Below are 24,769 nucleotides of genomic sequence, written 5' to 3' on the forward strand. Positions count from 1 at the left end.
GCGCGGGCGGCCGGGGCGTGGAGCACGCGGGCAGCCCGGCGGCCCGGTGATATCCGAACCGGACTCGACCGCGCTTCGGGCGCCTGGATCAGTGGAGCGGTCCTCGGAAGGGACAGCGTGGACGACGCTCTCCGAGGAAGATGCGCTGGTGAGCTGAGCGTGGGGGGCCGAAGCGATGATCGTCCCGCCGCGGAGACGAGCATGGCAGCAACATCACGCCGTCGCCATAGGCCACGCGAAGGCTGGCTCAAACGAGGCACCTCGCAATGTCATATGCCTGCACGACAAAGGCGCCGTGGCGCGATTCGTGCTGTTCCCGGGAAACGCGCCGTTTCTCGCGGAAGTCCGTACGCCCCCCGCACCGTCACGCCCGGAACGGGTTCACGGGGCACCATCGACGCCGCCGGTGACAACGCCCTAGAATCCCGTTCGCACTCGCGCAGAAGAACGTCCTCGACCGTCGTCCGGCCACCCGGAAAAACCGCCGCACGGCGCTCACCGCCCGGATCGGGCGAACCGGCCACCGACGCCACCGAAGCCGTCGGCGACCCACCACCCGGCCGTCACCGTTCCCCGCACCGGTCCCGGCCGTTCGTGGCCCGGCGCCCGGCGCCCGGTCCTGGTGACGCCCAGTCAGGAGGCAGCGATGCAAGCCACGTTCCCCTTCACCACGCCGCACCACCTCGACAACGAGCCCGAAGCCGAGGCCCTGCTCGCGCAGGCCCCGGTCGTCCTCGCGACGATGGGGGCCGCGGACGTCTGGCTCGCCCTCTCCCACAAGGCGGTGCGGCAGGTCCTGAGCGACAGCCGGTTCAGCCGGGAGGCGGCCACGCTTCCGGGCAGCCCGCTGAAACTGTCCGTCGCCGCCGACCCGTTACTGGTCACCAGCCTGGACGGCGAGCGCCACGCCCGCCTGCGCAAACTGATGTCGCAGGCGTTCAGCCCGCGCATGGTCGACCGGCTCGAACCGCGGGTGCAAGCCGTCGTGGACTCCTTGCTCGACTCCCTCGAAGCCCCCGCGGATCTGGTGGCGGGTCTCTGCGCCCCCCTGCCGCTGATGGTCATCTGCGAGCTGCTCGGCGTGCCCTACTCCGAGGCGGGGGCCATCCGCAGGTGGACCAGGCGGCTGTTCGTCACGGACATCACTCCGGACGAACTGCGGTCCGCCCAGGGCGAGATGCAGGACTGGCTCGCCGATCTGGTGCGGCAGAAACGGGCGCGGCCGGACGACGGGCTGATCTCGGCCATGGTCGCCGCCAACGACGAGGGCGACCACCTCACCGAACCCGAGCTGCTGGCCAACCTGGAGGGCCTGCTGATCGCCGGCCACGAGACGACCGTCAACCAGCTGGGCAACTCGTTCCTGACCCTGCTGCGCCACCCGGACCAGCTCGCGCTGCTGCGGTCGGCACCGGACCTGATCGGACCGGCGGTCGACGAACTGCTGCGCTACAGCAGGCTCTTCAGCTCGGCGGAGGTCCGGGTCACGACCGAGCCCGTCGATCTGGAGGGCGTCCGCCTGGCGGCGGGCCAACCGGTGCTGCCGGTCATCGTCGCGGCCAACCGCGACCCCGGCGTGTACCCGGACCCCGGCCGCTTCGACATCACGCGCGAAGGACCGGCCGCGCACCTCGCCTTCGGGCACGGGCCGCACTTCTGCCTCGGCGCGGTGCTGGCCCGCCGGGAGATGCGGGTGGCGATCGGGTCCGTGCTGAAACGGTACCCGGGACTGCGCCTCGCCGTGGACGAGTCCGAGCTCGCCTACGTGCCGGAACTGGTCTTCCGCGGCCTGCGGGCGTTGCCGGTCACGTGGTGAGCCGCGGCCTCCCGGACCGCGGGCGCGGGAACCGGACGGACCACGGACGCGGGGACCGGACGGACCACGGACGCGGGACCGGACGGACCGACGGGACCGCCGGGCGGTCGACCGCCCGCGCCGACGCGAACACCCCCGTCCCGGGGGCGCTCGCCGGGCCGCGGTAAGCGCCGCCTAGGCTGGGCCCGAACGAAACCGGACCAAACCGGACCGGGCCACACCGGGCCGGCCGGGCCGCCGCGCGCGCGGCGGCCCGGCCGGCATGGACGAAAGCGGGGCCGCCCGATGGGCGACGGCATGACGGGGATGCACCACCACGGAGGGGGACCACTCCCCCCCTTCACCTTCTCCCGCGCCCTGGAGTGGTCGCCGGACTGGCCCTACCTGGTGTTCTGCGCGCTCGCCCTCGGCCTGTACCTGGCGGGCGCCGTCCGGCTGTGGCGGCGCGGCGACAAGTGGCCGGCCGGCCGGGTGGTCGCCTGGACGGCGGGCGTCGGCACCGTCCTGCTGGTCACCAACACCGGCCTGAACGACTACGGCATGGTGCTGTTCAGCGCCCACATGATGCAGCACATGGTGCTGTCCATGCTCTCCCCGATCCTGCTGCTGCTCGGCGGCCCGATCACCCTGGCGCTGCGCGCCCTGCGCCCGGCCCGCAAGGGCAGCGGCCGGGGCCCGCGCGAACTGCTGGTCGCCCTGCTGCACTCCACCTACGTGCGGATCGTCTCGCACCCGGCGTTCACCATCCCGGCGTTCATCGCCAGCCTGTACGTGCTGTACTTCACGCCGCTGTTCGACTTCCTGATGCAGTACCGGGTCGGGCACCTGGCGATGATGCTGCACTTCCTCGCCGTCGGCCTGCTGTTCTTCTGGCCGATCATGGGCGTCGACCCCGGCCCGCACCGCCCCGGCTTCGTGATGCGGATCATCGAGCTGTTCATGGGCATGCCGTTCCACGCGTTCTTCGGCGTCGCGGTGATGATGGCCTCCGGGCAGCTGGTGTCCACCTTCTCCGCCGCGACGGCACCCGCCGGGACGAACCTGCACGACGACCAGCAGCTGGCCGGCGGCATCACCTGGGCGTTCGGCGAGATCCCCACCGCGATCGTGCTGATCGCGCTCACCCTCCAGTGGGCCAAGTCCGAGGAGCGCCAGGCCCGCCGCCGCGACCGGGCCGCCGACCGGGACGGCGACGCCGAGCTGGAGGCGTACAACCGGTACCTGGCCTCGCTGGAGCGGGGCGCCAACCGCGCCACCGGCTGACCCCCGTACGGGACGACCCGCGACCCGCCACCCGCGTCCCGCCACCGCACGACGCACGACGCACCGCCCGGAACGGCTCCCGTTCCGGGCGGTGCGTCGTTCCGGTGGGGGAACCGGAGGGGGGTCAGCCGATGCCCTGGCGGTCGGGGGTCAGTGCGAAGGCGCGGTTGTCGGCGTCGCGGACGGCTTCGGCGACGGCGCGTTCGAGGAGGGCGCGCTGGAGCAGCAGCGGGGCGCGGCGGGGTTCGGGGGTGATCCGCAGCAGGTCGTCGAGGGCGGCGGCCAGGCGGCGGGTGACCTGGGGCTGGCCGGCGCCGCAGCCGCGGATCTCGGTGAACGCCAGGTCGACGGTGGCCTCCCAGCCGGGCACCGGTTGGACCAGCCGCACCGCGCCGTCCCGGTCGCGGTGGCGCAGCTCGCCGAGGTGGACCGGGGCCAGCACGGCGAGCAGCTGGTGGATCCGGTCGACGGCCTGGACGGCGGTGGTGGGGTCGTTGACGGCCGGGGAGAGCGCCCGGATGGCGATGTCGACGAGCTGGCGGAAGCCGAAGCTGAGGTCCTGGTGCATGGTCCGGTCGACGCCGACGTTCAGCGCGGTGGTGATCCGGCGCGGCCGGGGCGGGGTGCCGCCGACCACCACCACGGTGGGGGTGCCGGGGGCGATGAAGTCGCCGATCCGGGGCACCTGGTGCAGCACCGTGCCGTGCCGCCGGGCGACCCGGATCAGCCGGCGGATGTTGACGTCCCGCAGGACGCCGCCGCGTCCCTCGTGCAGCAGGGTCGGTCCCTCGTGCAGCGGGGTCGGTCCCTCGGCGGCCCCGCCGGGCGCCGGTCCGGCGGCCGGGGCCAGCCAGCGGTAGTCCTGGAGCACCCGCAGCGACTCGCCGGTGACCCGGTCGATCACGTGCGGCACCCGCAGCAGGCGCAGCGTCGCCTGCACGTACAGCACGAACAGCGCCAGGCTGAGCATCACCAGGGCGAGCGCGACCACGGTGGAGACGATCGGGACGGACACCGCGCGGGCCGGGTCGGTGGTGTCGTCGTAGCCGAGCTGGACGAGCAGCGTGTAGACGAAGGTGGCCAGGCAGGTGGCGAAGGTCGCCTTGATCAGGCGGCTGCGCACGTACAGCCGCAGCACCCGGGGGCTGAACTGGCTGGCGGCCATCTGGAGCGAGACCAGCGAGATCGAGAACACCACGCCGATGAAGGTCAGCATCGCGGAGCTGACGGTGGAGACCACGCTCTTGGCGGCCGAGCCGAACGAGAGCAGGGTGTCGGCGGCCTGCTCGGCCGCGGCCTCGGCGAAGATCTCCCGGTCCAGCAGGTCGGTCAGCCCGGCCAGCAGCACCGCGCCGAGACAGGTCAGCAGCGGGGCGAACCAGAACGCCTCGCGCAGGTGCTCCCGCAGCGGCGACAGCGCCCGGTACCGCGGCCGCCGCCCCTTCCCGCCGTGCTGCTCGCTCATCGGGCCAGGCTAGTCGCGGGGCGCGGCGGCGGGCGGGAAGGACGCGGCCGGGCGGGCGGCGGGGCGCGGGCGGCGGCGGGGCGGACTGCGGTGGCAGAGTGTGGACGGCGGCGGTGGGGCGCGAGCGTCGGTGGGCGGGCGCGCGGGGGTGGGGCGAGCGCCGCCGGTTGGGTGCGGTGAGGGGTGCGGCGGTCCGGGGGCGGGTAGGTCGCCCTCCTACGGGCGGCGGTCGGCCGTCCGGCCGCGGCGAGAGGAGCGGGTGTGGACGCCGGAGTGCAGAGGGCCGTCACCGGGCTGGAGGAGTCGCGGACCAAGCTCCGCGAGGAGGCGGTCGTCCCGCTGCGGGTGCGCCGCGAGGCCGTTCCGGCGGCGGACGAGCACCTGCTGCTGGGGGCGATCGCCCACCTGATGGAGTCCCTGCAGGAGCTGACCGACGTCACCGGCGACCGCCGCACCACCCCCGACGCCGGGCTGGCCCTGACCACCGCGGCCGGTCGGCTGGCCGGTGCCGCCGAGCTGCTGCGGGCGGCCGAGCAGCGGGCCCGGAAGAACGCCTGATCCGCTCCGGGCGCTCAACGGGTGGTGTGGGCACCGCCGTTGACGTGCAGGGTCTGCCCGGTGAGGTGGCGGGCGCCCGGCGAGGCGAGGAAGTGCGCGGTGGCGGCGACGTCCTCGACCGTGCCGGGGCGCTTGTCGTGGGTCTCCTCGATCAGGGCGCGGCGGCGCTCCTCGGCGAGGGCCCCGCCGAAGAAGCCGGTGCCCTCGACGTAGCCCGCCGCGATGACGTTGCAGCTGACCCCGCGGGGCGCCAGCTCGGCCGAGAGCGAGGCGTTCCAGGCGGCGAGGGCGGCCTTCGCGGCCCCGTACGCGCCGCCGCGCCGCTCCGCGCCGATCGAGCCCAGGCTGATCACCGTCCCGCCGGGTGCGAGCAGGGCGCGCACGGCCTCGGTGGTGAGGACGGCGCCGAGCAGGTTCTGCGCGAGGTTGGCCTGCCAGGCGGCGAGCACGTCGCCGAGCGGCGTCCCGGTGGCGGGGGCGGCGGGCAGCCCGCCCGCCGCGTTGACCAGCACGTCCAGCGTCCGGAACCGTCCGGCGAGCGCGGCCGTCGCCACCGGTCGGTCGCGTCGCACACCACCCCGTGCGCACCGAGCTCCGCGGCGACCCGCCGCACCGCCTCCGCCCGCCGCCCGGTCAGGTGCACCTCGTCCCCGTCGGCGACGAACCGGGCCGCGACGGCCCGACCGATCCCGCTGGTTCCCCCGGTGACGAGCACGGTACGGGTCACTGCTTCCTCCTGCGGCCGCGACTGCTACGTTTAGCGCTAAACATAGCCCAGGGACAGCAGGAGGCAACCCCCATGGCCGAGCCATCGGACCCGCCGGACGGCTCCACGGACGGCCGCAACGCGCCGGACGGCGCGCCGGACGGGCCTGGGTCGGAGGCGCTGGGGGACCGCTCGGCGGCGGCGATCGCGGCGGCGTGGCAGCGGGAACGACCGGGCACGCCCACCGACTCGATCGAGATCGTCACCCCGATCTGGCGGCTGGCCAAACTCTTCGCGGACGACCGCAACCGGGTGCTGCGAGCCGCCGGGATCGACGCGGCCACGCTCGACCTGCTGGCGGTGCTGCGCCGCTCCGGCGCGCCGTACGAACTGACGACCCGCGAGCTGACCCGGCGAACGCTGGTCACGGCGGGGGCGATCTCCCAACGGGTGGCCCGGGCGGAACGGGAGGGCCTGGTGCGCCGCTCCCCCGACCCGGCGGGCGGCCGGGCGGTGCTGGTCGCCCTGACGCCGGACGGACACGCCCTGATCGAACGCTCGGTGGACGCCGTACTGGGCCGCGAGGCGGACCTGGTCACCGGCCTCTCCCCCGCCGAACGCCACCACCTCGCCACCCTGCTCGACCGCCTGCTCACCGACCTGCACGAACGGATCGGGCCTACCGACCAGACCGCGCCGCCGCAGACGAAGTGACGGCTTAGCGGCACGGCAGCTCGACGGCCCGACGACCTGCCGGCACGGCGGCACAGCGGCACGGCGGCACGGCGGGCCCGATCGAGCCCGGCGACCAGACCGCACCGCCGCAGGTGAAGTGACCGCCCGACCACCCGGCCACCTGTCGAACCGACGGCCCAGCGGCCCGACGACCCGGCAACCTGGCAACCCGGCGGGCCCGATCAAGTCCACCGACCAGACCGCACCGCCGCAGGCGAAGTATCGGCCTGACCACCCGGCGGGCCCGATCGAGCCCACCGGCCAGACCGCACCGCCGCAGGTGAAGTGACCGCCCGATCACCCGGCGGCCCGTCCAACCAGCGGCCCGAAGACCCGGCGACTCGAGGACCCGGCGACCCGACGGCTCGATCCGTCGGCCCGGGACGCCCGGCCCCGGGCCCGGCGGGCGGGGGCTCGTCGGCGGGCCCGGGCCGGGCGGCTTCCTGTCGGCCGGCGGTGGGGCCGGCGGGGTCAGGGGCCGACCGGGAGCAGGGTGCCGTGGGTGAGGCGGAGCAGTTCTTCGGTGGTGGTGGGGAACACCGTGTGCGGGGTGCCGGCGGCGGCCCAGACCCGGGGTAGTCGGTGAGGGCCTGATCGACCACGGTCGGCAGCGGGCGGGGGTGGCCGGTCGGGGCGACGCCGCCGATGGGCTGGCCGGTGGCCTCCCGGACCTGCTCGGGGTGGCCCGGTGGAGCGGGCCGCGGCCCAGCGGGCGGCGAGGGCGGCGGTGTCGACGCGATGGCGGCCACTGGTGAGGACGAGCACGGGCTCGCCGTCGGAGACGAAGACCAGGCTGTTGGCGATCGCGCCGACCTCGCAGCCGAGCGCGGCGGCGGCCTCGGCGGCGGTGCGGGCGGAGTCGGCGAGGCGGCGGACCGTCCCGGGGAGGCCGGCGGCGGCGAGGGCGTCCGCGACCAGGGCGCTGCGGGTCGGGAGGGCGGAGGGTGCTGCTGGTTCCACGGTGGCTCCTCGGGGCATTCGCGTTCCACATACGGAACGTTCCGTGTGTGGAACGATAGACCGCATGCGAGCAACGGATCAACCGGCTTCGGCGAGCGCCGACCTCTCGGCGCGGATCGGCCTGCGGCTGCGCGAACTGCGCACCGCCCGCGGGCTCTCCCTCTCGGAGCTGGCCCGCCGTGCGGGCCTCGGCAAGGCCACCCTCTCGGGACTGGAGGCGGGCACCCGCAACCCGACCCTGGAGACCCTGTACGCGCTGACCACCGCGCTCGGCCTGCCGCTGAGCGCCGCCTTGCAGGCGCCCGAGCAGGCCGCCCGGGAGGCCGCGACCGGGCGGGCGCTGAACGCCGAGGTGTCCGGGCGGGTGCTGGACGCCGTGCTGCTGGAGCGGTTCGAGGACGCGGCGGCGGTCTCGGAGACGTACCGAATCCGAATCCGGCCGGGCGGGGTGCGCCGTTCGGCCCCGCACCCGCCGGGCACGGTGGAGCACCTGGTGGTGCTGACCGGCACCGCGCTGGTCGGCACCGAGGCGTCACCCGCCACGGTCGTCCCCGGCGGGCACCACAGCTGGGCGGCGGACGTCCCGCACCGCTACGAGGCGGTGGCGCAGGAGGTCGAGGCGGTGCTGGTGGTGCGCCACCCGCACGGCTGAGGCCACCCGGCCCCCGCCGAACCGGCCCCACGGCCCCACGGCCCGGGCGGCCTCAGCCCTGGAGCAGCAGCGTCCCCTGCGGGAAGCGTTCGCCGGGGGCGGGGGCGCGCAGGGTGCGGGCGGTCTCGGTGAAGCCGGCCGCGCGGAAGAGCCCGGCGAGGGTGTCGATCGGCCAGCGGTGGGCGGTGGTGACCTTGTGGTCGAAGGGGACGGGGCGGTCGGTGTCGCCGAGTTCGGGGTCGGCGGCGAAGAAGCCGGTGAGCAGCAGCCCGCCGGGGGCCAGGACGCGGCGCAACTCGGCCAGTACGGAGGGGAGTTCGGCGGGCGGGAGGTGGATCAGCGAGTAGCGGGCGAGGATCGCGCCGAGACCGGCGTCCGCCAGCGGGAGCGCCGTCAGCGAGCCCCGCACGAACGGCCGGGCCGGGTGGGCGAGTCGGGCCTGTCGCAGCATCCCGGCCGAGAGGTCCAGGCCGAAGGCGCGGACGCCGAACCCGGCGAGCAGTTCGGTCGCCTCTCCCGGCCCGCAGCCGAGGTCGCCCACCGGCAGTCCGCGCCCCGCCACCGCGGGTGCCGCGACCAGCCGCCGGATCGCCGCCAACTCGTCCTCCCGGCCGCCGAGTTCACCCCGGAACAGGTGGGCGTACAGCTCCGCCACCCCGTCGTACGCCTGCCCGACCCCACCGGTCGCCGTCATCGCCGCGTCCTTCCGCCGCCCCCGGTCTTCCCGTGGCGGCGCTCAGCCTAGCGGCGGGCGTCAGGCGGTCGCGGCCGGTCGCGGCCGGTCTCGGCCGGTCGCGGGGCGGTCGCGGGGCGGTTGGAAAACGGGTTGCGGGGGCTCGGGGCGAGGTGCCTAGACTCCAGGTATGGCCGTCGTCGCGCTCTGCCGCCGATTTACCGGCCCCCCGGCTCCCGATGGGTGCCGCAGGGGGCGGGTTCCGTCGCGCCGGTAGCGAGAGAGGCAGTGCTCCGGCGGAGCGGGTCGGCCCCCGGTGGCGGGTCGTGCCCAGGGGCCGGGGGGTGTGGTGTTACCCCTCGTCGTCCCGTCCGTCCGCCCAGTCCCGGAGGCCGCCATGTCCACCGACCCTGCCCGCAACACCGCCCCCATCGCCGTCCGCCACCTCTCCGCGGAGCAACTCGCCCGCGACCTCGCCGTCCGCGACCTGACCGACCCGGCCGCCGGGCCGCACGCCCTGCAACTGCTCGTCGACCGCGCGGCGGAGGCGCTGGCCGGGCGCTGGGGCTGCGCGGTGCGGGTGCACCGGGGCGAGCGGACGGTGACCGTCGCCGACAACTACGACCACCTCAACTACCGCGCGGACGACGTCACCCGGGACGCCCGCTACACCCGGTACGTCGACGACCGGCGGATGCTGCGCAGCCACTCCAGCGCGCTGGTCCCGGGCGCGCTGCGGGCGCTCGCCGCGCAGGAGGCGGCCGGGGAGGCGCCGGACGCGGTGCTGCTGGTCTGCCCGGGCCTGGTGTACCGGCGCGACAGCATCGACCGGCTGCACAGCGGCACCCCGCACCAGCTGGACCTGTGGTACCTGACCCGCCGGCCGGTCCCGGCCGGTCCGGCGGACCTGGCGGAGATGATCGCCGTGCTCGCGGACGCGCTGCTGCCGGGTACGGAGTACCGCACCGAGGAGCGGGTCCACCCGTACACCCTGGCGGGACGCCAACTGGACGTCGCGGCGGGCGGCGGCGGGCAGGGCGGCGGCGCGGAGGACAGCGCCTGGGTGGAGGTCGCCGAGTGCGGGCTCGCCCATCCGCGGGTGCTGGCCGGGGCCGGGCTGGGGCCGCGGTGGAGCGGGCTGGCGCTCGGGATGGGCCTGGACCGGGTGCTGATGCTGCGCAAGGGCGTTCCGGACATCCGCCTGCTGCGCTCGGCCGATCCGGCCGTCGCCGCCCAGCTCACCGATCTCGCGCCGTACCGGCCGGTCTCCGCGCTGCCCGCGATCCGCCGCGACCTGTCCGTCGCGGTGGACGGGGCCGACCTCGCCGAGGACCTCGGCGACCGGGTCCGGGACGCCCTCGGCCCGGACGCGGACCGGGTGGAGACGGTCGAGATCCTCTCCGCCACCCCGTGCCGTGCCCTCCCCCCGCAGGCCCTGGCCCGGCTGGGCGCACGCCCGGACCAGCAGAACCTGCTGCTCAAGGTCGTCCTGCGGGACCTGCGCCGCACCCTCACCGACGCGGACGCCAACGCGCTGCGCGACCGCGTCTACGCCGCCCTGCACCAGGGCGCCGTCCACCAGTGGGCCGCCCGCCCGGCGGGACCGTCCGCGCCGGAGGGACCGTCCGCGCCGGAGCGATGATCGGATCATCGTCCCGCAGGCGCTGAGCTGCCCGGACGTGCGCGCACGCGGGCTCGCTTGAGCCGGACGCGCGGCGGGAATCCAGCCGTTGACCGCACCTGCCGGCGGCGGCCCGCGCCGTCGCCGGACGCACCGAGGAGGGGAACCGTGGCACCGCAGAAAGCTCCGTCCGGGAAGCCGACCGGCATGGGCGGCGCGCCCCCGCCCCCGCCCGGTCCGGCCAACCCCCCTCCCCCGCACGGGAAGTGACCGGACGAACGGTCACTTCCCGTAGCGGGCGACGCGCTCCCGGAGGGCGGCCCCGGCCTGCGGCCACTCCTCGTCGGTGATCGAGAACATCGCCGCGTCCCGCAGCCGGCCGCCCTCCCCCGGGGCCCAGGAGCGCGACCAGTTGCGCAGGACGCCCTCGAAGCGGGCGCCGACGGCGGCGATCGCGGCGCGGGAGCGCTCGTTGCGGGCGTCGGTCTTGAGGTCGACCCGGCGGACGTTCCACTCCTCGAAGGCGTGCCGGAACAGCAGCAGCTTGGACTCGGCGTTGACGCCGGTGCCCTGCGCGGAGGCGGCGAGCCAGGTGAAGCCGATCTCGACGGCGTACAGGACGCCGGTGTCGGGCAGGGTGCGCGGGTCCAGGAAGGCGGTCGCGCCGACGGCCCGGCCGGTGGCCGTGGAGATCTGCGCGTACGGGGCGACCAGCCCGGTGTCGGCCCGGCCGCGCTGGGTCTCGACGTACCCGGCGACCTCGTCGGCGCGCGGCACCCAGGTGAAGCCGTAGCTGTCCCGGCCCTCCTCCGCCGCCCGCGCCAACTCCGCGGCGTGCCGCTGCTCCAGCGGCTCCAGCCGCACCAGCCGCCCCTCCAGCACCGGGCCCTGCAGTCGGTACGCCATGCGTGCTCCACCCTCCGTACGTGCGCGCGGGATCGTTCCCGGCAGCAGCGAACCGGGCGCGCCGGCGCGGCGTCAACGGGGTTTCGCCCGCCGGAAGCGGCCGGGGCGGTGGGGGACGGCCGCGGACGGCGGCGCCGCTCCCGTCCCGGGCGGCCCCGCCGCCCGCGGGGTGGGGGGCGGATCGTCAGGACCCGGCGGTGAGTTGGGTGAGGACGGCGAGGAACTCGGCCTCGGCGGCGGCCTTGTCGAGGCCGAGGGAGGTGAGGACGCCGTCGCCCGCCTCGTGTTCGAGCAGGGCGAGCAGCAGGTGCTCGGTGCCGACGTAGTTGTGGCCGAGGCGCAGGGCCTCGCGCATGGTGAGTTCGAGTGCCTTCTTGGCCCCGGCGTCGTAGGGGACGAGTTCGGGGGCGTCCTCGACGGCGGGCGGGAGTGCGGCCAGGGCGGCCCGGCGGACGGTGTCGAGGGGGACGCCGCTGGTGACGATGTAGGCGGCGGCGAGGCCCTCGGGCTCGGCGAGCAGGCCGAGCACCAGGTGCGCCGGGCGGACCTCGTCGTTGTGGGCGTCCTTGGCGGCCTGGTGGGCGGCCATCACCACGTTGCGGGCGCGCGGGGTGAAGCGGTTGAAGCCCTGCGCGGTGTCGATCGCGGTGACCTCGCCCGGGTCCTTGGGGACGAAGCGCTTCTGGGCGGCCTGGCGGGTGACGCCCATGCTGCGGCGATGTCGGTCCAGGACGCGCCGGAGCGGCGGGCCTGGTCGACGAAGTGGCCGATCAGGTGGTCGGCCACTTCGCCGAGGTGGTCGGCGACCAGGACCGCGTTGGAGAGCTGGTCGAGCGCTTCGGGGTACGAGTTCTTGATGCCCTCGATCAGGTCGTCGAGCCGGACGGAGGGTTTCGCTCCAGAGGTGTCAGCCATGAGGCAACCTTAGGTTGACAGTCGCGGAGTGTCAACCTTCGGTTGACAGTAGGTGGCGGGGCCGGTTCCTACCCGCCGGTAGCGGGTGTTTCGGCCGAGTTCACCCGACCGCCGTCCGCTGTCTTGTCCGTGTCACGGAGGCCCGAGTTGACTGCACAACATCGACCGGCCCTCACCCCCGGAGTTCCCGTGACCACCAGCCGCAGCACCCGTCTCGCCGCCGTACTCACCGCCGCCGCAGCCCTGTTGACGGTGCCTCAGGCCGCCGCGCACGCCGAGACCGCGCCCGCCGCCGTCGCCCCGCTGGACGTGCTCAGCTACAACACCTTCCTGATGAGCACCTCGCTCTACCCCAACTGGGGCCAGGCCCAGCGCGCCCAGGCGATCGCCGGCGCGGACTTCTTCCAGGGCCACGACGTGGTCGTCCTCCAGGAGGCGTTCGACAACGCGGCCTCGGACGCGCTGGCCGCGAAGGCGTCCGCCGCCTACCCGTACCGCACGCCGGTGGTGGGCCGCTCCACCGCCGGCTGGGACGCCACCTCCGGCAGCTACAGCAGCACCACCCCGGAGGACGGCGGGGTGCTGCTGCTGAGCAAGTGGCCGATCCTGCGCAAGGAGCAGTACGTGTTCAAGGACGCCTGCGGCTCGGACTGGTGGTCCAACAAGGGGTTCGTCTACGCGCAGATCAACGTGAACGGGCAGCGCACCCACGTGGTGGGCACCCACCTCCAGTCCACCGACTCCGGCTGCGCGAGCGGGCAGGCCGCGGACGTCCGGGCCAAGCAGCTACGGGCGATGCGGGCGTTCCTGGACGCCGAGCAGATCCCGGCGAACGAGCCGATCGTGCTGGCCGGCGACCTGAACATCGACTCGCACGGCGGCGAGTACCCGGCGCTGCTGGCCAACGGCAACCTGGCCCCGGCGACCACCCGCACCGGCTGGGCGAACTCCTTCGACACCGTCGACAACTCGATCGCGGCCTACCGGTACCCGGGCGAGCCGAAGGAGGACCTGGACTACGTGCTGTACCGGGCCGACCACGCCCGCCCGCAGCAGTACACCAACACCGTGCACCGCTTCCACTCCGCGCCGTGGACGGTCAGCAGCTGGGGCACCTCGTACACCTACACCGACCTGTCGGACCACTACCCGCTGCTCGCGGGCTGAGCCCGGCGGGAGACGGCGGCCGGACGCGGCCGGACGCGTGCGCCGCCCGGGAGTCCCGGGCGGCGGCGCGCGGGGCTACCCGCGGGGCTGGGCGAAGCGGACCATGTTGCCCGCCGGGTCGCGGAAGGCGCAGTCGCGGACGCCGTAGGGCTGGTCCATCGGCTCCTGGAGCACGTCGGCCCCGGTGGCGCGGATCTTCTCGAAGGTGGCGTCGCAGTCGGAGGTGCGGAAGTTGACGGCGCGCAGCAGGCCCTTGGCGAGCAGTTCGGCGGCGGCCCGGCAGTCGGCCTCGGTGGCGCCCGGGTCGGCGACCGGGGGCTCCAGCACGACCTCGACCTCGGGCTGGGCGGCCGAACCGAGGGTGACCCAGCGCATCCCCTCGAAACCGACGTCGTTGCGCACCTCCAGGCCGAGCGCGTCGCGGTAGAAGCCGAGCGCGGCGTCGTGGTCGTCGACGGCGATGAAGCACTGCGAAAGCTTGATGTCCATGCCCCGACGCTACTGACCCGCCCCGGCCCGCGCTTCTCCGTTCCTGATCCGTTCCCGGCCCGGCCCGCCGCGACCGGCCGGGCGCGGGCCGGTCACCGCGGCCGTCCGGTGTCGGTGCCGCGGATCGGCCGGGTCAGGTACATCGCCACGCACGCGGTGATGTGCTCGGCGGCGCTGTGGTCACGGGCCCGGTACGCGCTGGGGCTCTCGCCGACCAGCTCGGTGAACCGGGTGCTGAACGAGCCCAGCGAGGTACAGCCGACGGCCATGCACACCTCGGTGACGGACAGGTCGCCCCGGCGCAGCAGCGTCTTGGCCCGCTCGATCCGGCGGGTCATCAGGTAGCTGTACGGGGTCTCGCCGTACGCGGCGCGGAAGCTGCGCTGGAAGTGGCCGACGGACATCAGCGCGACCTTGGCGAGGGCGGCGACGTCCAGCGGTTCGGCGTAGTCGCGGTCCATGGTGTCGCGGGCCCTGCGGAGGCGCTTGAGGTCGTCGATCTGCACGGCGCCCAGGGTAGTCGCGGAGCCGGACGACGGGCGGCGAGCGGCGAGCGGGACGTGAGGGACTGGAGGTGAGGAGTAGGGGCGGGCGCAGGGGGTAGGGAGCGAGGGCGGCGAGCAAACCCGATCATCTGCTGATCGATCGTCACATTTCGGGGCAGGGTCGGCATTCGGGTGAGTTCCGGGTGCGTCGGATTCCCGCTCCGGGTTTTCCCGCTGCTAGTTTCTGAGTCACGCGAGGGAGCCGGGTGGAGTGGCCGAGAGGCGAGGCAGCGGCTTGCAGGGCCGTGTACATGGGTTCGATTCCTATCTCCACCTCCTCGCTCCCCTCGATGTCCGCCCCCCGCCCGGTTGGCCGGGCGGCAGTCGAGGAAGGAATGGCCCGATGGCCATCGCCACCGTCAATCCGGCCGACGGCCGCACCGTCGAGGTCTTCGATCCGCTGGACGAGGCGGGCGTGGAGCGCCGGCTCGCCCGGGCCCAGTCCGCGTTCGAGTCCTGGCGGCTGACCACCTTCGCGCACCGGGCCGAGCTGATGCAGCGGGCCGCCGAGCTGCTGGAGCAGGCGAACGAGCAGGTCGCGCGGACGATGACGCTGGAGATGGGCAAGCCGCTGGCGCAGGCCCGGGCCGAGGCGGCGAAGTGCGCCAAGACGATGCGCTGGTACGCGGAGCGGGCCGAGGGGCTGCTCGCCGACGAGCACCCGGAGCCGGGCGACGTGGAGGACTCGGGCGGGGTGTCGGCGTACGTCCGGTACCGGCCGCTGGGGCCGGTGCTGGCGGTGATGCCGTGGAACTTCCCGTTCTGGCAGGTGGTGCGGTTCGCCGCGCCGGCCCTGATGGCGGGCAACGTGGGCCTGCTCAAGCACGCCTCGAACGTGCCGCGCACGGCGCTCGCGCTGGAGGAGCTGTTCGCCCGCGCCGGGTTCCCGCAGGGGTGCTTCCAGACCCTGCTGATCTCCTCGGGCACGGTCGAGGCGGTGATCCGGGACGAGCGGATCGCCGCGGTGACGCTGACCGGCAGCGAGGGCGCGGGCCGCTCGGTGGCGGCGGTGGCCGGGGACGAGATCAAGAAGACGGTGCTGGAGCTGGGCGGCAGCGACCCGTTCCTGGTGCTGCCCTCGGCGGACGTGCCGGCCGCAGCCGAGCGGGCGGTGACCGCACGGGTGCAGAACAACGGGCAGTCCTGCATCGCCGCCAAGCGCTTCATCGTGCACACGGACGTGTACGAGGAGTTCCTGTCCGCGTTCACCGCGCGGATGCGGGCGCTGACGGTCGGCGACCCGATGGCGGACGGCACCGAGGTCGGCCCGCTGGCCACCGAGCAGGGCCGCACCGACCTGGAGGAGCTGGTCGCGGACGCGGTGGCGCTCGGCGCGACCGCCGAGTGCGGCGGCGGCCGGCCGGACGACCCGGCGCTGGCGGACGGCTGGTACTACCTGCCGACGGTGCTGACCGGCGTCACCCCCGGATGCGAATCCACCGCGAGGAGGCGTTCGGCCCGGTCGCCACCGTGTACCGGGTCGCCGACCTGGACGAGGCCGTCGCCGTCGCCAACGACTCGCCGTTCGGCCTGAGTTCCAACGTCTGGACCCGGGACGACGCGGACCGCGAGCGGTGCGTGCGCGACCTGCGGGCGGGCGGGGTCTTCTTCAACGGGATGACCGCCTCGCACCCGGCCCTGCCGTTCGGCGGGGTCAAGCGCTCCGGTTACGGACGGGAGCTGTCCGGTCACGGCATCCGGGAGTTCTGCAACATCACCACGGTGTGGTCCGGGAGCTGACCCGGCCCCCGGCGCGGGCGCGGCCGTGGACGCGGCCGCGCCCGGGGCGGGAGGGCTCAGGCGTGGTGCGGGTGGGCGTGGCGCGGGTGGGCGTGCTCGTGGCGGCCGACGAACTGGGCGGCGAACGCGACGATGGTCACGCCCCACACCACCGAGAACACCAGCAGCAGCCAGAGCTGGCCGACCTGCGGCGCGACCAGGCCCAGGCCCAGCGACAGGGCGAGCAGGAAGACCAGCGAGGAGTTGTGCTTGGCGGTCAGCCAGGCGGCCATTCGACGGATCGGGTTGGATCGCGGCGTTCCGGTAGCGGTCGCGGACATCGCTCTCACCTCCGCAGAGTTCAACGTCTGTTCGAGTATCCCGCTGGTCAGCGCACCCGGCAGCCCGGGTAGCATCACGGCGAGTACCGACGAGGGGGCCGTTGATGCCGATACGCGGGGACCTGCGCGGGGGGCTGCGCGCGCTGGAGCGGCAGGCGTCCGGGCTGCCGGACGGCGCCGAGCTGTACCGGCTGCGCCCGGACGGGCGGGTGCTGCGCGCCGACCGCGCCGGCGCCCGGGAGCTCGGCCCGCAGGACCCGGACAGCGGGCTGCTGCGCTTCATCGACGACCGGCAGTGGGCGCACTACTTCGTCGGGGACGCCGCGACCTCCCCGGAACGCCCGTCGAACGCCACCTACAAGCTCGGCCTGGTCGCCCCGCACAGCGCGTTCACCCCGCACGCGCACGGCGGTGAGCACCTGGTGCTGGCGCTCGGCCCGGCCTCCTGCGGCCTGTACGACGCGCGCCGGCGGCAGGTGGTGGAGGTCCGGCTGGCACCGGGCACGCTGATCCGGATACCCGAGCTGATGCCGCACTCGTTCGGCAACCGGGGCCGGGACCGGCTGGCGATCCTGGCCGCGAACACCGGCTACGGCATCGACCACGAGGACTACGCGATCACCGCCGAGGCCGCCGAGCGGCGCGGCGAGGACGGACTCGCCGCCGCGCTGCGGGAGGTCGCGGCGGCCCAGCGCCCGGGCACGGTCACCTTCCGGGAGCGGCTGGCGCTCGGGCTGCGCCGGGCCGCCGCCGCGCTGGAGGACACCCGGTGAGGCCGGCCGGGGCGGATGCCAGGTGCGGCCGGGGCGGCCGGGGCGGTTGGCGTGACCGGGGCGGTTGGTGCGGTTGGCGTGACCGGTACGGCCGGTGCAACGTCCCGGCTGTCGGCTGCGTCTGATGGAGTGTCCGGTGACGGCCCGCCGAGATCAGCCCCCCGACCGAGGACGCCCGTCGCCCTGGGAGGACGCCCGATGATCTGTCCGCACTGCCACGTCGACCGCCGGCAGCGGGAACGCACCGGCCACACCTGCTCGAACTGCCGGAAGGTGTTCGCGCTCGATCCGAAGGTCGAGCCGGGACGCCTGCACGACACCAAGTTCCGCGAGTTGGTGGCGAAGGCCGCCCCCGGCGGGCTGCGGATCACCGTCGAGCAGCTGTACTGGGTCAACGAACGCCGCCTGTACCGCTTCCCGACCGGACAGGAGCGGCGCGGCAGCGTCACCGGCGGGATGGTGCTGGCGATGGCCGTCGTCCTCGTCGTCTCGCTCTCCGTCGGCATCGGCGGCCTCGCCCACCTGCTGCTCGACCCGCTCGCGTTCCTCTTCGGCTGGCTGTCCTACCGGCAGTTCCAGGGCGCGAAGCAGTACCGTCCGCCCCGGCCGTTCGGCACCTGGGTGCGGCCGGAGGACTTCGAGCGGCGGGTCGCCGGGCGCTGGCGCCAGGTGTACGGCGCGTTCCCGGACGGGCTGGCGGAGCTGCCGACCGCCGCCCCCACCTGGCCGACCCGCCCTCGGGCCGTGGTGCTGTGCGAACTGCCCGCCGTGCTCGCCTTCCTGTGCGTCAACGGCTTCGCCGAACGCCACCGGGTGGCACTGGCCCGGACGCCCGCGCAGCTCCCGGCCGGACTGCCCGTGGTGGTGGTGCGCGACCTGTCGCTGGCCGCGCTGGCCCGGACGGCGCGGCTGCGCGCCGAACTGCCGGACCGCCGGGTGGTGGACTGCGGGCTGCTGCCCCGCGCCGTCGACGTCCCCGCGCGGGCGGTACGGCTGCGCACCGGCGGCGCCAAGCGGCTGGCGGTGCCCGACGCGCTGGCCGGCTCCCCCGGCTGGCAGCGCCTGCCCGACCGGGAACGGGAGTGGCTGCTCGACAACTGGTCCTCCCCGCTGATCGCCCTGCCGCCGGTGAAGCTGATGGCACTGCTGGACAAGGCCGTCGAACGGGCCGTCGCCGTCCCCGCCGCAACCGCCCGGACCGGGGCCGCCGCCGAGGTCGAGAGCCCGGCGGAGACCCGGCGGCGGGCCGAGCGGATCGGCTTCCTCACCTGGCCGCAGGCGGTTCCCGCACCGCGCGCCGGAACCGACACCACCCCGGCTCCGCGCCCGACGGACGGCACCCGATGACCGCGCGCACCACAGGCCCGGGCCGCCCGCCCGCACGCCTCGCGCCCGCCCAACGTCCTTCCACCCGAAGCTCGTTCACCCGGTGCGGGGCCGCCCGTTCGGGAGGTTCGCTGTGACACTTGCGATATCGGCGATATCGGCGATACCGGTGCCCGACCGGCTGCTGGACCGCGCCCTCCGGTCGGCCGCCGAACGCTGTGCCCGGCCCGGCGGACTCGCCTTCACCGCCCGGCAGTTGTACTACGAGACGGACCGGACGCTGTTCCCGCTGCACCGGGGGCCGCACCGCCTGCGGTACACCACCCGGCCGCTGCTGTCCGAGCCCCGGTTCGCCGCCGCGCTCGCCCGGCACCCCGCACTGGACGCCCTGCCGGACCTGGTGGCCCCCGCGCCGCACCGGCCGGGGCCGGAGGGCGACCTGTACGACTACGCCTTCCCCCGGCTGCTGGTCTGCCAGGACCCGGCGATCGCCGGGATGCTGCGCGCCAACCGCCTTCACCTGGAAGGGGCTTGCCCGATCCTGACCCCGGAGCGGCTGCCGCTGGACGGGCGACTGCTGGCGGCGATGGCGCGGGCCGACGGGGCGGTGGTGCACGTCCTGCACGACGCCTCCCCCGCCGGGCTGGAGCTGTTCGTCCGGGTGCGCGCGCACGCCGGGCCGCGGCTGCGGGTGCGCACGGCGGGGCTGCTGCCGCGGCACGCCGCCGCCCTGCACCTGGCCGCGCCGGGTGGACGACCCCGGTGCGCGGTCGAGGATTTGCCCGCCGAGCTGCAGGCCGCCGAGCGGGCCTGGCTGGCCGGCGGCCGGGTCGCCGAGCTGGCCGCGGTGCGTCCGGCCCGGCTGCTGCGGGCCGTCCTGCGCACCGTCCGCGGCGGCGGCTTCGCCCCGCCCGCCCGTCCGGCCGCGCCCACCCGGGCCCGCGACACCGGCTTCCTGACCTGGCCGACGCCCTGACCCCCCGAGGACGTGGACGATGACCCAGCCACCCGAAATCACCTACAGCGACGAGCTGTTGGCCGACGGCACGGTGCACCGCCGGTACTCCGACGGCCGCAGCGAGTGGCGCAGCCGCGGCGCCGACGGCCGCGTCCACTGGCGGGACGACCGGGGTGACGCGGGCACCGACGAGCGGCTGGGCCGCGACCTGGTCAAGCGCGTCCACGCGGACGGCCGGGTCGGCTACGGCCGGGACGTCGGCTACGGCCGCACGGTGTGGGGCCAGGGCCGGTACGTGCTGGTCAACCGCAGCTCGTTCCCGGGCCGGGTCGGCGTGGTGCTCGGCGCGCTGGGCCTGGGCGCGGGCGTGGCCGCCGCGCACTACGCGCCCGAACTCCTCTCGGCCGACGAGGAGGAGGAGTTGCGCCGGGAGGCCGAGCGGGCCCGCGCCGGGGGCGACGGCGGCAGCGGCGGGGACGGCGGAGGCGGCGGGGACGGCGGAGGCGGGGACGGCAGCTTCGACGACGGAAGCGACGACGGGGGCGACGACCACCGGCACGACGACGGCTTCGATCCGGACGGCTTCGACTCGGGCGGGTTCGGGAGCGCCGGGGACGGCGCCGACGGCGGCGATCCGCGGGACAACGACGGCTGGGACGGGGACGACTTTGGCTGAGCAGCACCCCGGGACGACGGCCCGCACCACGGCCCCGCCCGGCACCCCCGCCCGACCCCACCACCTCAACCACCTCAACCACCTCAACCACCCCACCCGTCCGGCCCGCTACGCGGTCAGCTCGCTGCCCGGCCCGGTCGGGCCCGAACCCGGCCTGGTGGCGGGCCCGTTCGAGGCGGACGGGCGGCGGCTCGCGGCGGCGCTGCTGACCGGGGAGCCGGGTTTCGCGGACGGCCCGTTCACGGTGGACGGGCGCACCGCGGTCGGCGAGGTGACGCTGCACAACCGGACGGAGCTGCTGGCCGCCGCCGGGCGTCCGGCCGAACCGTCCTGCCCGGACGGGGAGTTGCTGCTGCGCTGCTGGTTGGCGCTGGGCCCGGACGGGCTGCGGGCGGCGGACGGGATGTTCACCCTGGCGGTGCTGGACGGGCCGGACCTGGTGCTGGTGCGCGACCACGTCGGTGCCCGGACGGCGTTCCACTGCCGGACTGCGGGCGGCGGCTGGGCGGCGTCCAGTTCGCTGCGGGCGCTGCGGACGCGCCCCGACGTGGAGACCGGCTTGAACCTGTCGGCGGTCCGCTCCTTCCTGACCTTCGCCTACCTGCCGGGCGAGGAGACCCTGCTGCGCGGCGTCCACGAGCTGCTGCCCGGCCGGGTGACCCGGCTGCGGCCGGACGGGCGGGTGGACGTCGAGGGGTTCTGGGAGCCGCAATCCGGGCCTTCCGAGGGCGAGTTGTCGACCCGGCACTACGCGGAGGGCCTGCGGGAGCTGCTGGAGCGGGCGGTGGCGCGGCGGCTGCCGGACGACGGGCGCGAGGTGGCGGTGCTGCTGTCCGGCGGGGTGGACAGTTCACTGGTGACGGCGCTGGCGGCGCGGCTGCACGGGGGGACGGTGCGCACGTACTCGATCAGCTTCGGTGCCGAACTGCCCAACGAGCTGGGCTACTCGGGCCTGGTGGCCGCGCACTGCGGGACGGCGCACCGGGTGCTGACGGTGCCCGGGGAGCAGGTCGCGGCGCGGCTGGCGGACACCGTGGCGCTGTTGGACAGCCCGGTCGGGGACCCGCTGACGGTGCCGAACCTGATGCTGGCGGAGGCGGTGGCGGGCGACGGCATCGCGGTGTCGCTGAACGGCGAGGGCGGGGACCCGGTGTTCGGCGGGCCGAAGAACCTGCCGATGCTGGTGTTCGAGCTGATGCGGGACGACGACGCGGCGCGGGCCCGGGCGGACGCCTACCTGCACACGTACCGCAAGTGCTGGGAGGACCTGCCGGCGCTGCTCACCGGCGAGGCGCTGGCCGCGCTGGAGTCCGCCCCGCACCCGCGCCGACACGTCGCCCCCTACCTGGCGGATCACCGGTTCCCTTCCCTCCTGGACCAGTTGCTGCACTGCAACCTGCGCACCAAGGGCGCGCACCACATCCTCACCAAGGTGGAGCGGCTGACCGCCTCGCAGGGCGTGCAGGGGCGTTCGCCGCTGTTCGACCGGCGGGTGGTGGACCACGCGTTCGCCACCCCGCCGGGGCTCAAGCTGCGCGGCACGGAGGAGAAGTGGATTCTCAAGGAGGCGGTGCGCGACCTGCTGCCCGACACCGTCACCTACCGGCCGAAGAGCGGCATGCGGGTGCCCGTGCAGCAGTGGCTGCACGGCCCGCTCAGCGAGCTCGCCGCCGACCTGCTGCTCGGGCCGACCGCCCGGGCCCGGGGCCTGTTCCGGGCGGACACGGTGGAGACCTGGATGCGCGGCGGCGGGCTGCTGCTGCCCCGCCAGGGCGGCAAGCTGTGGCTGCTGCTCACCCTCGAACTGTGGCTGCGCGCCTATGACGTGTGAGAAGTGCCACGAGAAGACCGGTGGGAAGCCCGGTGAGAAGACCTGCGAGCACGAGGGAGAAGCGCCGATGGAACTGATCGATCCCCGCACCGGCGGTGTCCGCCGTACCGTGGTGCCCGGCCGGGCGGACGAGGTGGCGGCGGCCGTGGCCGGGGCCCGGGCGGCCCGGGCCGGGTGGGCGGCGCTGGCGCCGCGGGAGCGGCAGCGGCGGCTGGGCGCGCTGGCGGAGCTGGTCGAGCGGCACGCCGGGGAGTACGTGGCGGCCGAGTGCGCCGGGACCGGGAAGCCGGTGGCGGAGGCGGCGAACGAGGTGGCCGAGGTGGCCGACCTGTTCCGGTTCTACGGGGGCGCGGTGCGGGCCGCGACGGCGCCCGCCGCGGGCGACTACCTTCCCGGTCACCAGAGTTGGGTGCGCTGGGAGCCGGTCGGGGTGGTGGCGGCCGTGGTGCCGTGGAACTACCCGCTGCTGATGGCGGGTTGGCGCTGCGCGCCCGCGCTGGCGGCCGGGAACCCGGTGGTGCTCAAGCCCGCCGAGACCACCCCCGACAGTGCGCTGCTGCTCGCCGAGCACGCCGAACAGGCCCTCGGCCCGGGCGTGTTGACCGCGCTGCCGGGCGACCGGGAGACCGGTCGGCTGCTGGTCGGCGCGGGCTGCGACCTGGTCGCCTTCACCGGCAGCCCGGCGGGCGGCGCGGACGTGGTCGCCCGGGCCGGGCTGACCCCGGTCAGTCTCGAACTCGGCGGCAACAGCCCGGTGCTGGTGCTGCCGGATGCCCCCGCCGACACCTGGCGGCAGCTGGCCGCCGCGTGCACGTACAACGCGGGGCAGAGCTGCGCCGCGCCCGCCCGGGTGATCGTGCTGGAGCCGGTCTACCGGGAGGCGGTGGCCGCGCTGGCCGCCGCGATGGCCGAGCGGCGGGCCGGGCGGGACTTCGGCCCGCTCAACAACCCGGACCAGGCGGCCCGTTACGACCGCGTCCTGGCCTCGTCCGGGGCGAAGTCCGTGCACACCGCGCCGGGGCGCGGCGACGGGCTGTGGCGGCCCGCGACGGTGCTGGCCGACCTGCCGGACGACGACCCGGCGGTGGTCGAGGAGGTGTTCGGTCCGCTGCTGACCGTGCAGCGGGCCGCGACGCTGGACGAGGCGGTGGCGCTGGCCGAGTCCGTGCCGCAGGCCCTGGCCGCCTCGGTCTGGACCACCGACCTGTCCACCGGCCTGGCCCTCACCGACCGGATCTCGGCCGGCGAGGTCTGGCTGAACTGCCACCTCGCCCAGTCCGCCGAACTCCCGCACAGCGGCCGCCGCTCCTCCGGCGCGGGCACCGACCTGTCGGCGCTGGCCCTGCGCGAGTACCAGCGGCCCAAGACGGTCACGGCCCGGCTGCTCTGAGCCGCCGGCGGCCGTCCGGTGGGAGGATCGGGGCATGGACGGGGAAACGCTGGCGGGCGGGTGGGCGAACGCGGGGGCCGTGGTGCGGCGCGGGGACGTGGTGGAGCGGCCCGCGCCGCCGCACGCCGGGGCGCTGCACGCCTTCCTGACCGGGCTGCGGGCGGGCGGCTTCCGGGGGGCGCCGGTGCCGGTGGGCCCGGTGGCGGACGGGCGGGAGCGGTTGGAGTTCCTGCCGGGCGAGGTCGCCCTGCCGCCGTACCCGGCCTGGGCGCTGGGCGAGGACGCGCTGGTGTCGGTGGCCCGGCTGCTGCGCCGCTGGCACGGGGCCGCCGCCCGGACGCCGTTCGACCCGGCGGCGGCCTGGCCCGGCGAGTTCGCCGACCCGGAGGGCGGGCCGCTGCTGTGCCACAACGACGTCTGCCCGGAGAACGTGGTCTTCCGCGCGGGCGGGGCCGCCGCACTGATCGACTTCGACTTCGCCGCTCCCGGCCGCCCGCTCTGGGACGTCGCCCTGACCGCCCGCTACTGGGTGCCGGTGCTCGACCCGGCGACGGCCGCCGAGACCGCCCGCGCCGACCTCGAAGTCCCGGCCCGGCTGGCCCTGTTCGCCACCGCCTACGGCCTCCGGCCGGCCGACCGCCTGGCCCTGCCGACCGTCCTGGAACAGGCCACCGCCGTCTGCCGCACCTTCGTCGCCCGCCGCGTCACGGCCGGGGACCCCACGTTCACCCGGTACTTCGACGCGTACGGTGGCTGGCCCCGCTGGGACCGCCTGCAATCCTGGCTCGCGGACCGACGCCCCGCGCTGGAGCGGGCGTTGACGCCCTGACCCGCCCGCCCGGCGGCGGGGAGGAGGCCCGGAGCGGGTGGGCGGCCCGCCCCCCGGATGGACGCCCCGGCGGGCGGTGGGGGCGGGCAGTCCGTACGGTGCGGTTCGGGGGCGGAAGTCCGGGGGGACACCCGAGTGAGAGGTAAGCACTGGCATGGCTGGGAAGTTCGAGCTGTACGTGGACGAGTCGGGCAACCACCGCTTCCGCCTCAAGGCGAGCAACGGTTCGGTCGTGGTGATCGGCGAGCCGGAGGAGTCCCGCGAGCAGTGCCTGAAGAGCATCGAGTCGATCCGCAAGCTCGCGCCGTACGCGCAGTTGCAGGAGACTCCGGCGCACGCCTGACGGCGGCGCACCGGCCGGGAGCCGCGGGCGGTGGACCGCGGCGGGCCGGGAGCGCGGGCCCGTGACGACCGAGTTGTCGGGTCGTCACGGGCCCGTCGGCGTCGCGGCGCGG

At 75.4% G+C, this 24,769-nt stretch carries 22 protein-coding genes, 1 tRNA gene and 4 pseudogenes; 17 read left to right on the forward strand and 10 right to left on the reverse strand.

All coding sequences use genetic code 11. The features are described 5' to 3' along the window. Positions 1-646: 646 nt before the first annotated feature. Both QMQ26_RS04295 and QMQ26_RS04300 read left to right on the forward strand, forming a co-directional pair. On the forward strand, positions 647-1,816 hold the full coding sequence (locus tag QMQ26_RS04295) for a cytochrome P450 (protein WP_100834947.1): 1,170 nt from the start codon (positions 647-649) through the stop codon (positions 1,814-1,816). Positions 1,817-2,122: 306 nt separating this feature from the next. Beyond that, positions 2,123-3,079, forward strand: a complete 957-nt coding sequence (locus QMQ26_RS04300) for a cytochrome c oxidase assembly protein (RefSeq protein WP_282204805.1) — start codon at positions 2,123-2,125, stop codon at positions 3,077-3,079. A 124-nt stretch (positions 3,080-3,203) separates the two neighbouring features. Here QMQ26_RS04300 and QMQ26_RS04305 read toward each other — a convergent pair whose 3' ends face one another. Further along, entirely contained in the window at positions 3,204-4,544 is a 1,341-nt protein-coding gene (locus tag QMQ26_RS04305) for a DUF2254 domain-containing protein (protein ID WP_282204806.1), read from the reverse strand. Positions 4,545-4,805: 261 nt separating this feature from the next. Between QMQ26_RS04305 and QMQ26_RS04310 the strand changes: the two genes are divergently transcribed. After that, the gene (locus QMQ26_RS04310; protein ID WP_100834949.1) at positions 4,806-5,102 is read left to right on the forward strand and encodes a hypothetical protein; all 297 of its coding nucleotides are present in this window, start codon (positions 4,806-4,808) and stop codon (positions 5,100-5,102) included. Positions 5,103-5,116: 14 nt separating this feature from the next. Here the strand turns inward: QMQ26_RS04310 and QMQ26_RS04315 are convergent, their stop codons facing one another. Both QMQ26_RS04315 and QMQ26_RS37290 read right to left on the reverse strand, forming a co-directional pair. After that, positions 5,117-5,674: an SDR family oxidoreductase gene (locus tag QMQ26_RS04315; RefSeq protein WP_318552192.1), complete on the reverse strand. Its 558-nt coding sequence runs from the start codon at positions 5,672-5,674 to the stop codon at positions 5,117-5,119. A gap of 41 nt (positions 5,675-5,715) precedes the next feature. Then, positions 5,716-5,829 (reverse strand): annotated as a pseudogene (locus QMQ26_RS37290) (SDR family NAD(P)-dependent oxidoreductase); the annotation flags it as partial. Positions 5,830-5,901: 72 nt separating this feature from the next. Between QMQ26_RS37290 and QMQ26_RS04320 the strand changes: the two are divergent. After that, positions 5,902-6,522, forward strand: coding sequence for a MarR family winged helix-turn-helix transcriptional regulator (locus QMQ26_RS04320; RefSeq protein ID WP_282204807.1), 621 nt, complete (start codon positions 5,902-5,904; stop codon positions 6,520-6,522). A gap of 492 nt (positions 6,523-7,014) precedes the next feature. Here the strand turns inward: QMQ26_RS04320 and QMQ26_RS04325 are convergent. Beyond that, positions 7,015-7,521: pseudogene (locus QMQ26_RS04325) on the reverse strand (YbaK/EbsC family protein). Positions 7,522-7,567: 46 nt separating this feature from the next. Between QMQ26_RS04325 and QMQ26_RS04330 the strand changes: the two are divergent. Continuing rightward, positions 7,568-8,155 carry a helix-turn-helix domain-containing protein gene (locus QMQ26_RS04330; RefSeq protein ID WP_282204809.1) on the forward strand — a complete coding sequence of 196 codons (588 nt, stop codon included), beginning with the start codon at positions 7,568-7,570 and terminating at the stop codon, positions 8,153-8,155. A gap of 52 nt (positions 8,156-8,207) precedes the next feature. On the opposite strand, the gene QMQ26_RS04335 is transcribed toward QMQ26_RS04330, so the two are convergent. Further along, on the reverse strand, positions 8,208-8,849 hold the full coding sequence (locus QMQ26_RS04335; RefSeq protein ID WP_100834953.1) for a class I SAM-dependent methyltransferase: 642 nt from the start codon (positions 8,847-8,849) through the stop codon (positions 8,208-8,210). A 376-nt stretch (positions 8,850-9,225) separates the two neighbouring features. Between QMQ26_RS04335 and srmL the strand changes: the two genes are divergently transcribed. Beyond that, on the forward strand, positions 9,226-10,470 hold the full coding sequence (srmL, locus tag QMQ26_RS04340) for a PheS-related mystery ligase SrmL (RefSeq protein ID WP_282204810.1): 1,245 nt from the start codon (positions 9,226-9,228) through the stop codon (positions 10,468-10,470). A gap of 261 nt (positions 10,471-10,731) precedes the next feature. Here srmL and QMQ26_RS04345 read toward each other — a convergent pair whose 3' ends face one another. Then, complete coding sequence (locus QMQ26_RS04345) at positions 10,732-11,355, reverse strand: GNAT family N-acetyltransferase (RefSeq protein ID WP_282204811.1); 624 nt, start codon at positions 11,353-11,355, stop codon at positions 10,732-10,734. Between the two features lie 184 nt (positions 11,356-11,539). Then, positions 11,540-12,270, reverse strand: a pseudogene (locus tag QMQ26_RS04350) (Clp protease N-terminal domain-containing protein). A gap of 189 nt (positions 12,271-12,459) precedes the next feature. On the opposite strand from QMQ26_RS04350, the gene sph reads away from it, so the two are divergent. Beyond that, the gene (gene sph, locus QMQ26_RS04355; RefSeq protein WP_282204812.1) at positions 12,460-13,437 is read left to right on the forward strand and encodes a sphingomyelin phosphodiesterase; all 978 of its coding nucleotides are present in this window, start codon (positions 12,460-12,462) and stop codon (positions 13,435-13,437) included. Positions 13,438-13,512: 75 nt separating this feature from the next. Here the strand turns inward: sph and QMQ26_RS04360 are convergent, their stop codons facing one another. Both QMQ26_RS04360 and QMQ26_RS04365 read right to left on the reverse strand, forming a co-directional pair. Next, positions 13,513-13,926 (reverse strand): VOC family protein, encoded by a 414-nt coding sequence (locus QMQ26_RS04360; protein WP_282204813.1) that lies wholly within the window; start codon positions 13,924-13,926, stop codon positions 13,513-13,515. A gap of 92 nt (positions 13,927-14,018) precedes the next feature. Beyond that, positions 14,019-14,387 carry a helix-turn-helix transcriptional regulator gene (locus QMQ26_RS04365; RefSeq protein WP_100838304.1) on the reverse strand — a complete coding sequence of 123 codons (369 nt, stop codon included), beginning with the start codon at positions 14,385-14,387 and terminating at the stop codon, positions 14,019-14,021. 289 nt (positions 14,388-14,676) lie between these two features. On the opposite strand from QMQ26_RS04365, the gene QMQ26_RS04370 reads away from it, so the two are divergent. Then, positions 14,677-14,747: transfer RNA gene (locus tag QMQ26_RS04370), tRNA-Cys, on the forward strand. Positions 14,748-14,814: 67 nt separating this feature from the next. After that, a pseudogene (locus QMQ26_RS04375) lies at positions 14,815-16,211 on the forward strand (NADP-dependent succinic semialdehyde dehydrogenase). A 56-nt stretch (positions 16,212-16,267) separates the two neighbouring features. On the opposite strand, the gene QMQ26_RS04380 reads toward QMQ26_RS04375, so the two are convergent. Continuing rightward, positions 16,268-16,531 (reverse strand): hypothetical protein, encoded by a 264-nt coding sequence (locus QMQ26_RS04380; protein ID WP_282204814.1) that lies wholly within the window; start codon positions 16,529-16,531, stop codon positions 16,268-16,270. A gap of 104 nt (positions 16,532-16,635) precedes the next feature. Here QMQ26_RS04380 and QMQ26_RS04385 point away from each other — a divergent pair, with 104 nt between their 5' ends. The 8 genes from QMQ26_RS04385 (at position 16,636) to QMQ26_RS04420 (ending at position 24,657) form a co-directional block, all read left to right on the forward strand. After that, positions 16,636-17,304, forward strand: coding sequence for a cupin domain-containing protein (locus QMQ26_RS04385; protein ID WP_282204815.1), 669 nt, complete (start codon positions 16,636-16,638; stop codon positions 17,302-17,304). A gap of 198 nt (positions 17,305-17,502) precedes the next feature. Then, positions 17,503-18,651, forward strand: coding sequence for a hypothetical protein (locus QMQ26_RS04390; protein WP_282204816.1), 1,149 nt, complete (start codon positions 17,503-17,505; stop codon positions 18,649-18,651). Between the two features lie 112 nt (positions 18,652-18,763). Continuing rightward, complete coding sequence (locus tag QMQ26_RS04395; RefSeq protein ID WP_282204817.1) at positions 18,764-19,606, forward strand: hypothetical protein; 843 nt, start codon at positions 18,764-18,766, stop codon at positions 19,604-19,606. A 19-nt stretch (positions 19,607-19,625) separates the two neighbouring features. After that, positions 19,626-20,264 carry a hypothetical protein gene (locus QMQ26_RS04400; RefSeq protein WP_282204818.1) on the forward strand — a complete coding sequence of 213 codons (639 nt, stop codon included), beginning with the start codon at positions 19,626-19,628 and terminating at the stop codon, positions 20,262-20,264. A 157-nt stretch (positions 20,265-20,421) separates the two neighbouring features. Then, positions 20,422-22,095 carry an asparagine synthetase B family protein gene (locus QMQ26_RS04405; protein WP_404814155.1) on the forward strand — a complete coding sequence of 558 codons (1,674 nt, stop codon included), beginning with the start codon at positions 20,422-20,424 and terminating at the stop codon, positions 22,093-22,095. Positions 22,096-22,162: 67 nt separating this feature from the next. After that, positions 22,163-23,485: an aldehyde dehydrogenase family protein gene (locus QMQ26_RS04410; RefSeq protein ID WP_282204820.1), complete on the forward strand. Its 1,323-nt coding sequence runs from the start codon at positions 22,163-22,165 to the stop codon at positions 23,483-23,485. 34 nt (positions 23,486-23,519) lie between these two features. Beyond that, positions 23,520-24,314: a phosphotransferase gene (locus tag QMQ26_RS04415; RefSeq protein ID WP_282204821.1), complete on the forward strand. Its 795-nt coding sequence runs from the start codon at positions 23,520-23,522 to the stop codon at positions 24,312-24,314. A gap of 154 nt (positions 24,315-24,468) precedes the next feature. Then, positions 24,469-24,657, forward strand: a complete 189-nt coding sequence (locus tag QMQ26_RS04420) for a YegP family protein (protein WP_100834967.1) — start codon at positions 24,469-24,471, stop codon at positions 24,655-24,657. Positions 24,658-24,769 lie beyond the last annotated feature (112 nt).

It is taken from the genome of Kitasatospora fiedleri (assembly GCF_948472415.1).
Taxonomy (GTDB): Bacteria; Actinomycetota; Actinomycetes; order Streptomycetales; family Streptomycetaceae; genus Kitasatospora; species Kitasatospora fiedleri.

Bases quoted from the DNA above. Each gene is read 5' to 3' on its own strand.
- QMQ26_RS04415 (WP_282204821.1), top strand. From the start codon at position 23,520: ATGGACGGGGAAACGCTGGCGGGCGGGTGGGCGAACGCGGGGGCCGTG.
- QMQ26_RS04380 (WP_282204814.1), bottom strand. From the start codon at position 16,531: ATGTCCGCGACCGCTACCGGAACGCCGCGATCCAACCCGATCCGTCGA.
- QMQ26_RS04345 (WP_282204811.1), bottom strand. From the start codon at position 11,355: ATGGCGTACCGACTGCAGGGCCCGGTGCTGGAGGGGCGGCTGGTGCGG.
- QMQ26_RS04300 (WP_282204805.1), top strand. From the start codon at position 2,123: ATGCACCACCACGGAGGGGGACCACTCCCCCCCTTCACCTTCTCCCGC.
- QMQ26_RS04295 (WP_100834947.1), top strand. From the start codon at position 647: ATGCAAGCCACGTTCCCCTTCACCACGCCGCACCACCTCGACAACGAG.
- QMQ26_RS04420 (WP_100834967.1), top strand. From the start codon at position 24,469: ATGGCTGGGAAGTTCGAGCTGTACGTGGACGAGTCGGGCAACCACCGC.
- QMQ26_RS04330 (WP_282204809.1), top strand. From the start codon at position 7,568: ATGCGAGCAACGGATCAACCGGCTTCGGCGAGCGCCGACCTCTCGGCG.
- QMQ26_RS04390 (WP_282204816.1), top strand. From the start codon at position 17,503: ATGATCTGTCCGCACTGCCACGTCGACCGCCGGCAGCGGGAACGCACC.
- QMQ26_RS04410 (WP_282204820.1), top strand. From the start codon at position 22,163: ATGGAACTGATCGATCCCCGCACCGGCGGTGTCCGCCGTACCGTGGTG.
- QMQ26_RS04335 (WP_100834953.1), bottom strand. From the start codon at position 8,849: ATGACGGCGACCGGTGGGGTCGGGCAGGCGTACGACGGGGTGGCGGAG.
- QMQ26_RS04400 (WP_282204818.1), top strand. From the start codon at position 19,626: ATGACCCAGCCACCCGAAATCACCTACAGCGACGAGCTGTTGGCCGAC.
- srmL (WP_282204810.1), top strand. From the start codon at position 9,226: ATGTCCACCGACCCTGCCCGCAACACCGCCCCCATCGCCGTCCGCCAC.
- QMQ26_RS04320 (WP_282204807.1), top strand. From the start codon at position 5,902: ATGGCCGAGCCATCGGACCCGCCGGACGGCTCCACGGACGGCCGCAAC.
- QMQ26_RS04385 (WP_282204815.1), top strand. From the start codon at position 16,636: ATGCCGATACGCGGGGACCTGCGCGGGGGGCTGCGCGCGCTGGAGCGG.
- QMQ26_RS04360 (WP_282204813.1), bottom strand. From the start codon at position 13,926: ATGGACATCAAGCTTTCGCAGTGCTTCATCGCCGTCGACGACCACGAC.
- QMQ26_RS04365 (WP_100838304.1), bottom strand. From the start codon at position 14,387: ATGGACCGCGACTACGCCGAACCGCTGGACGTCGCCGCCCTCGCCAAG.
- QMQ26_RS04305 (WP_282204806.1), bottom strand. From the start codon at position 4,544: ATGAGCGAGCAGCACGGCGGGAAGGGGCGGCGGCCGCGGTACCGGGCG.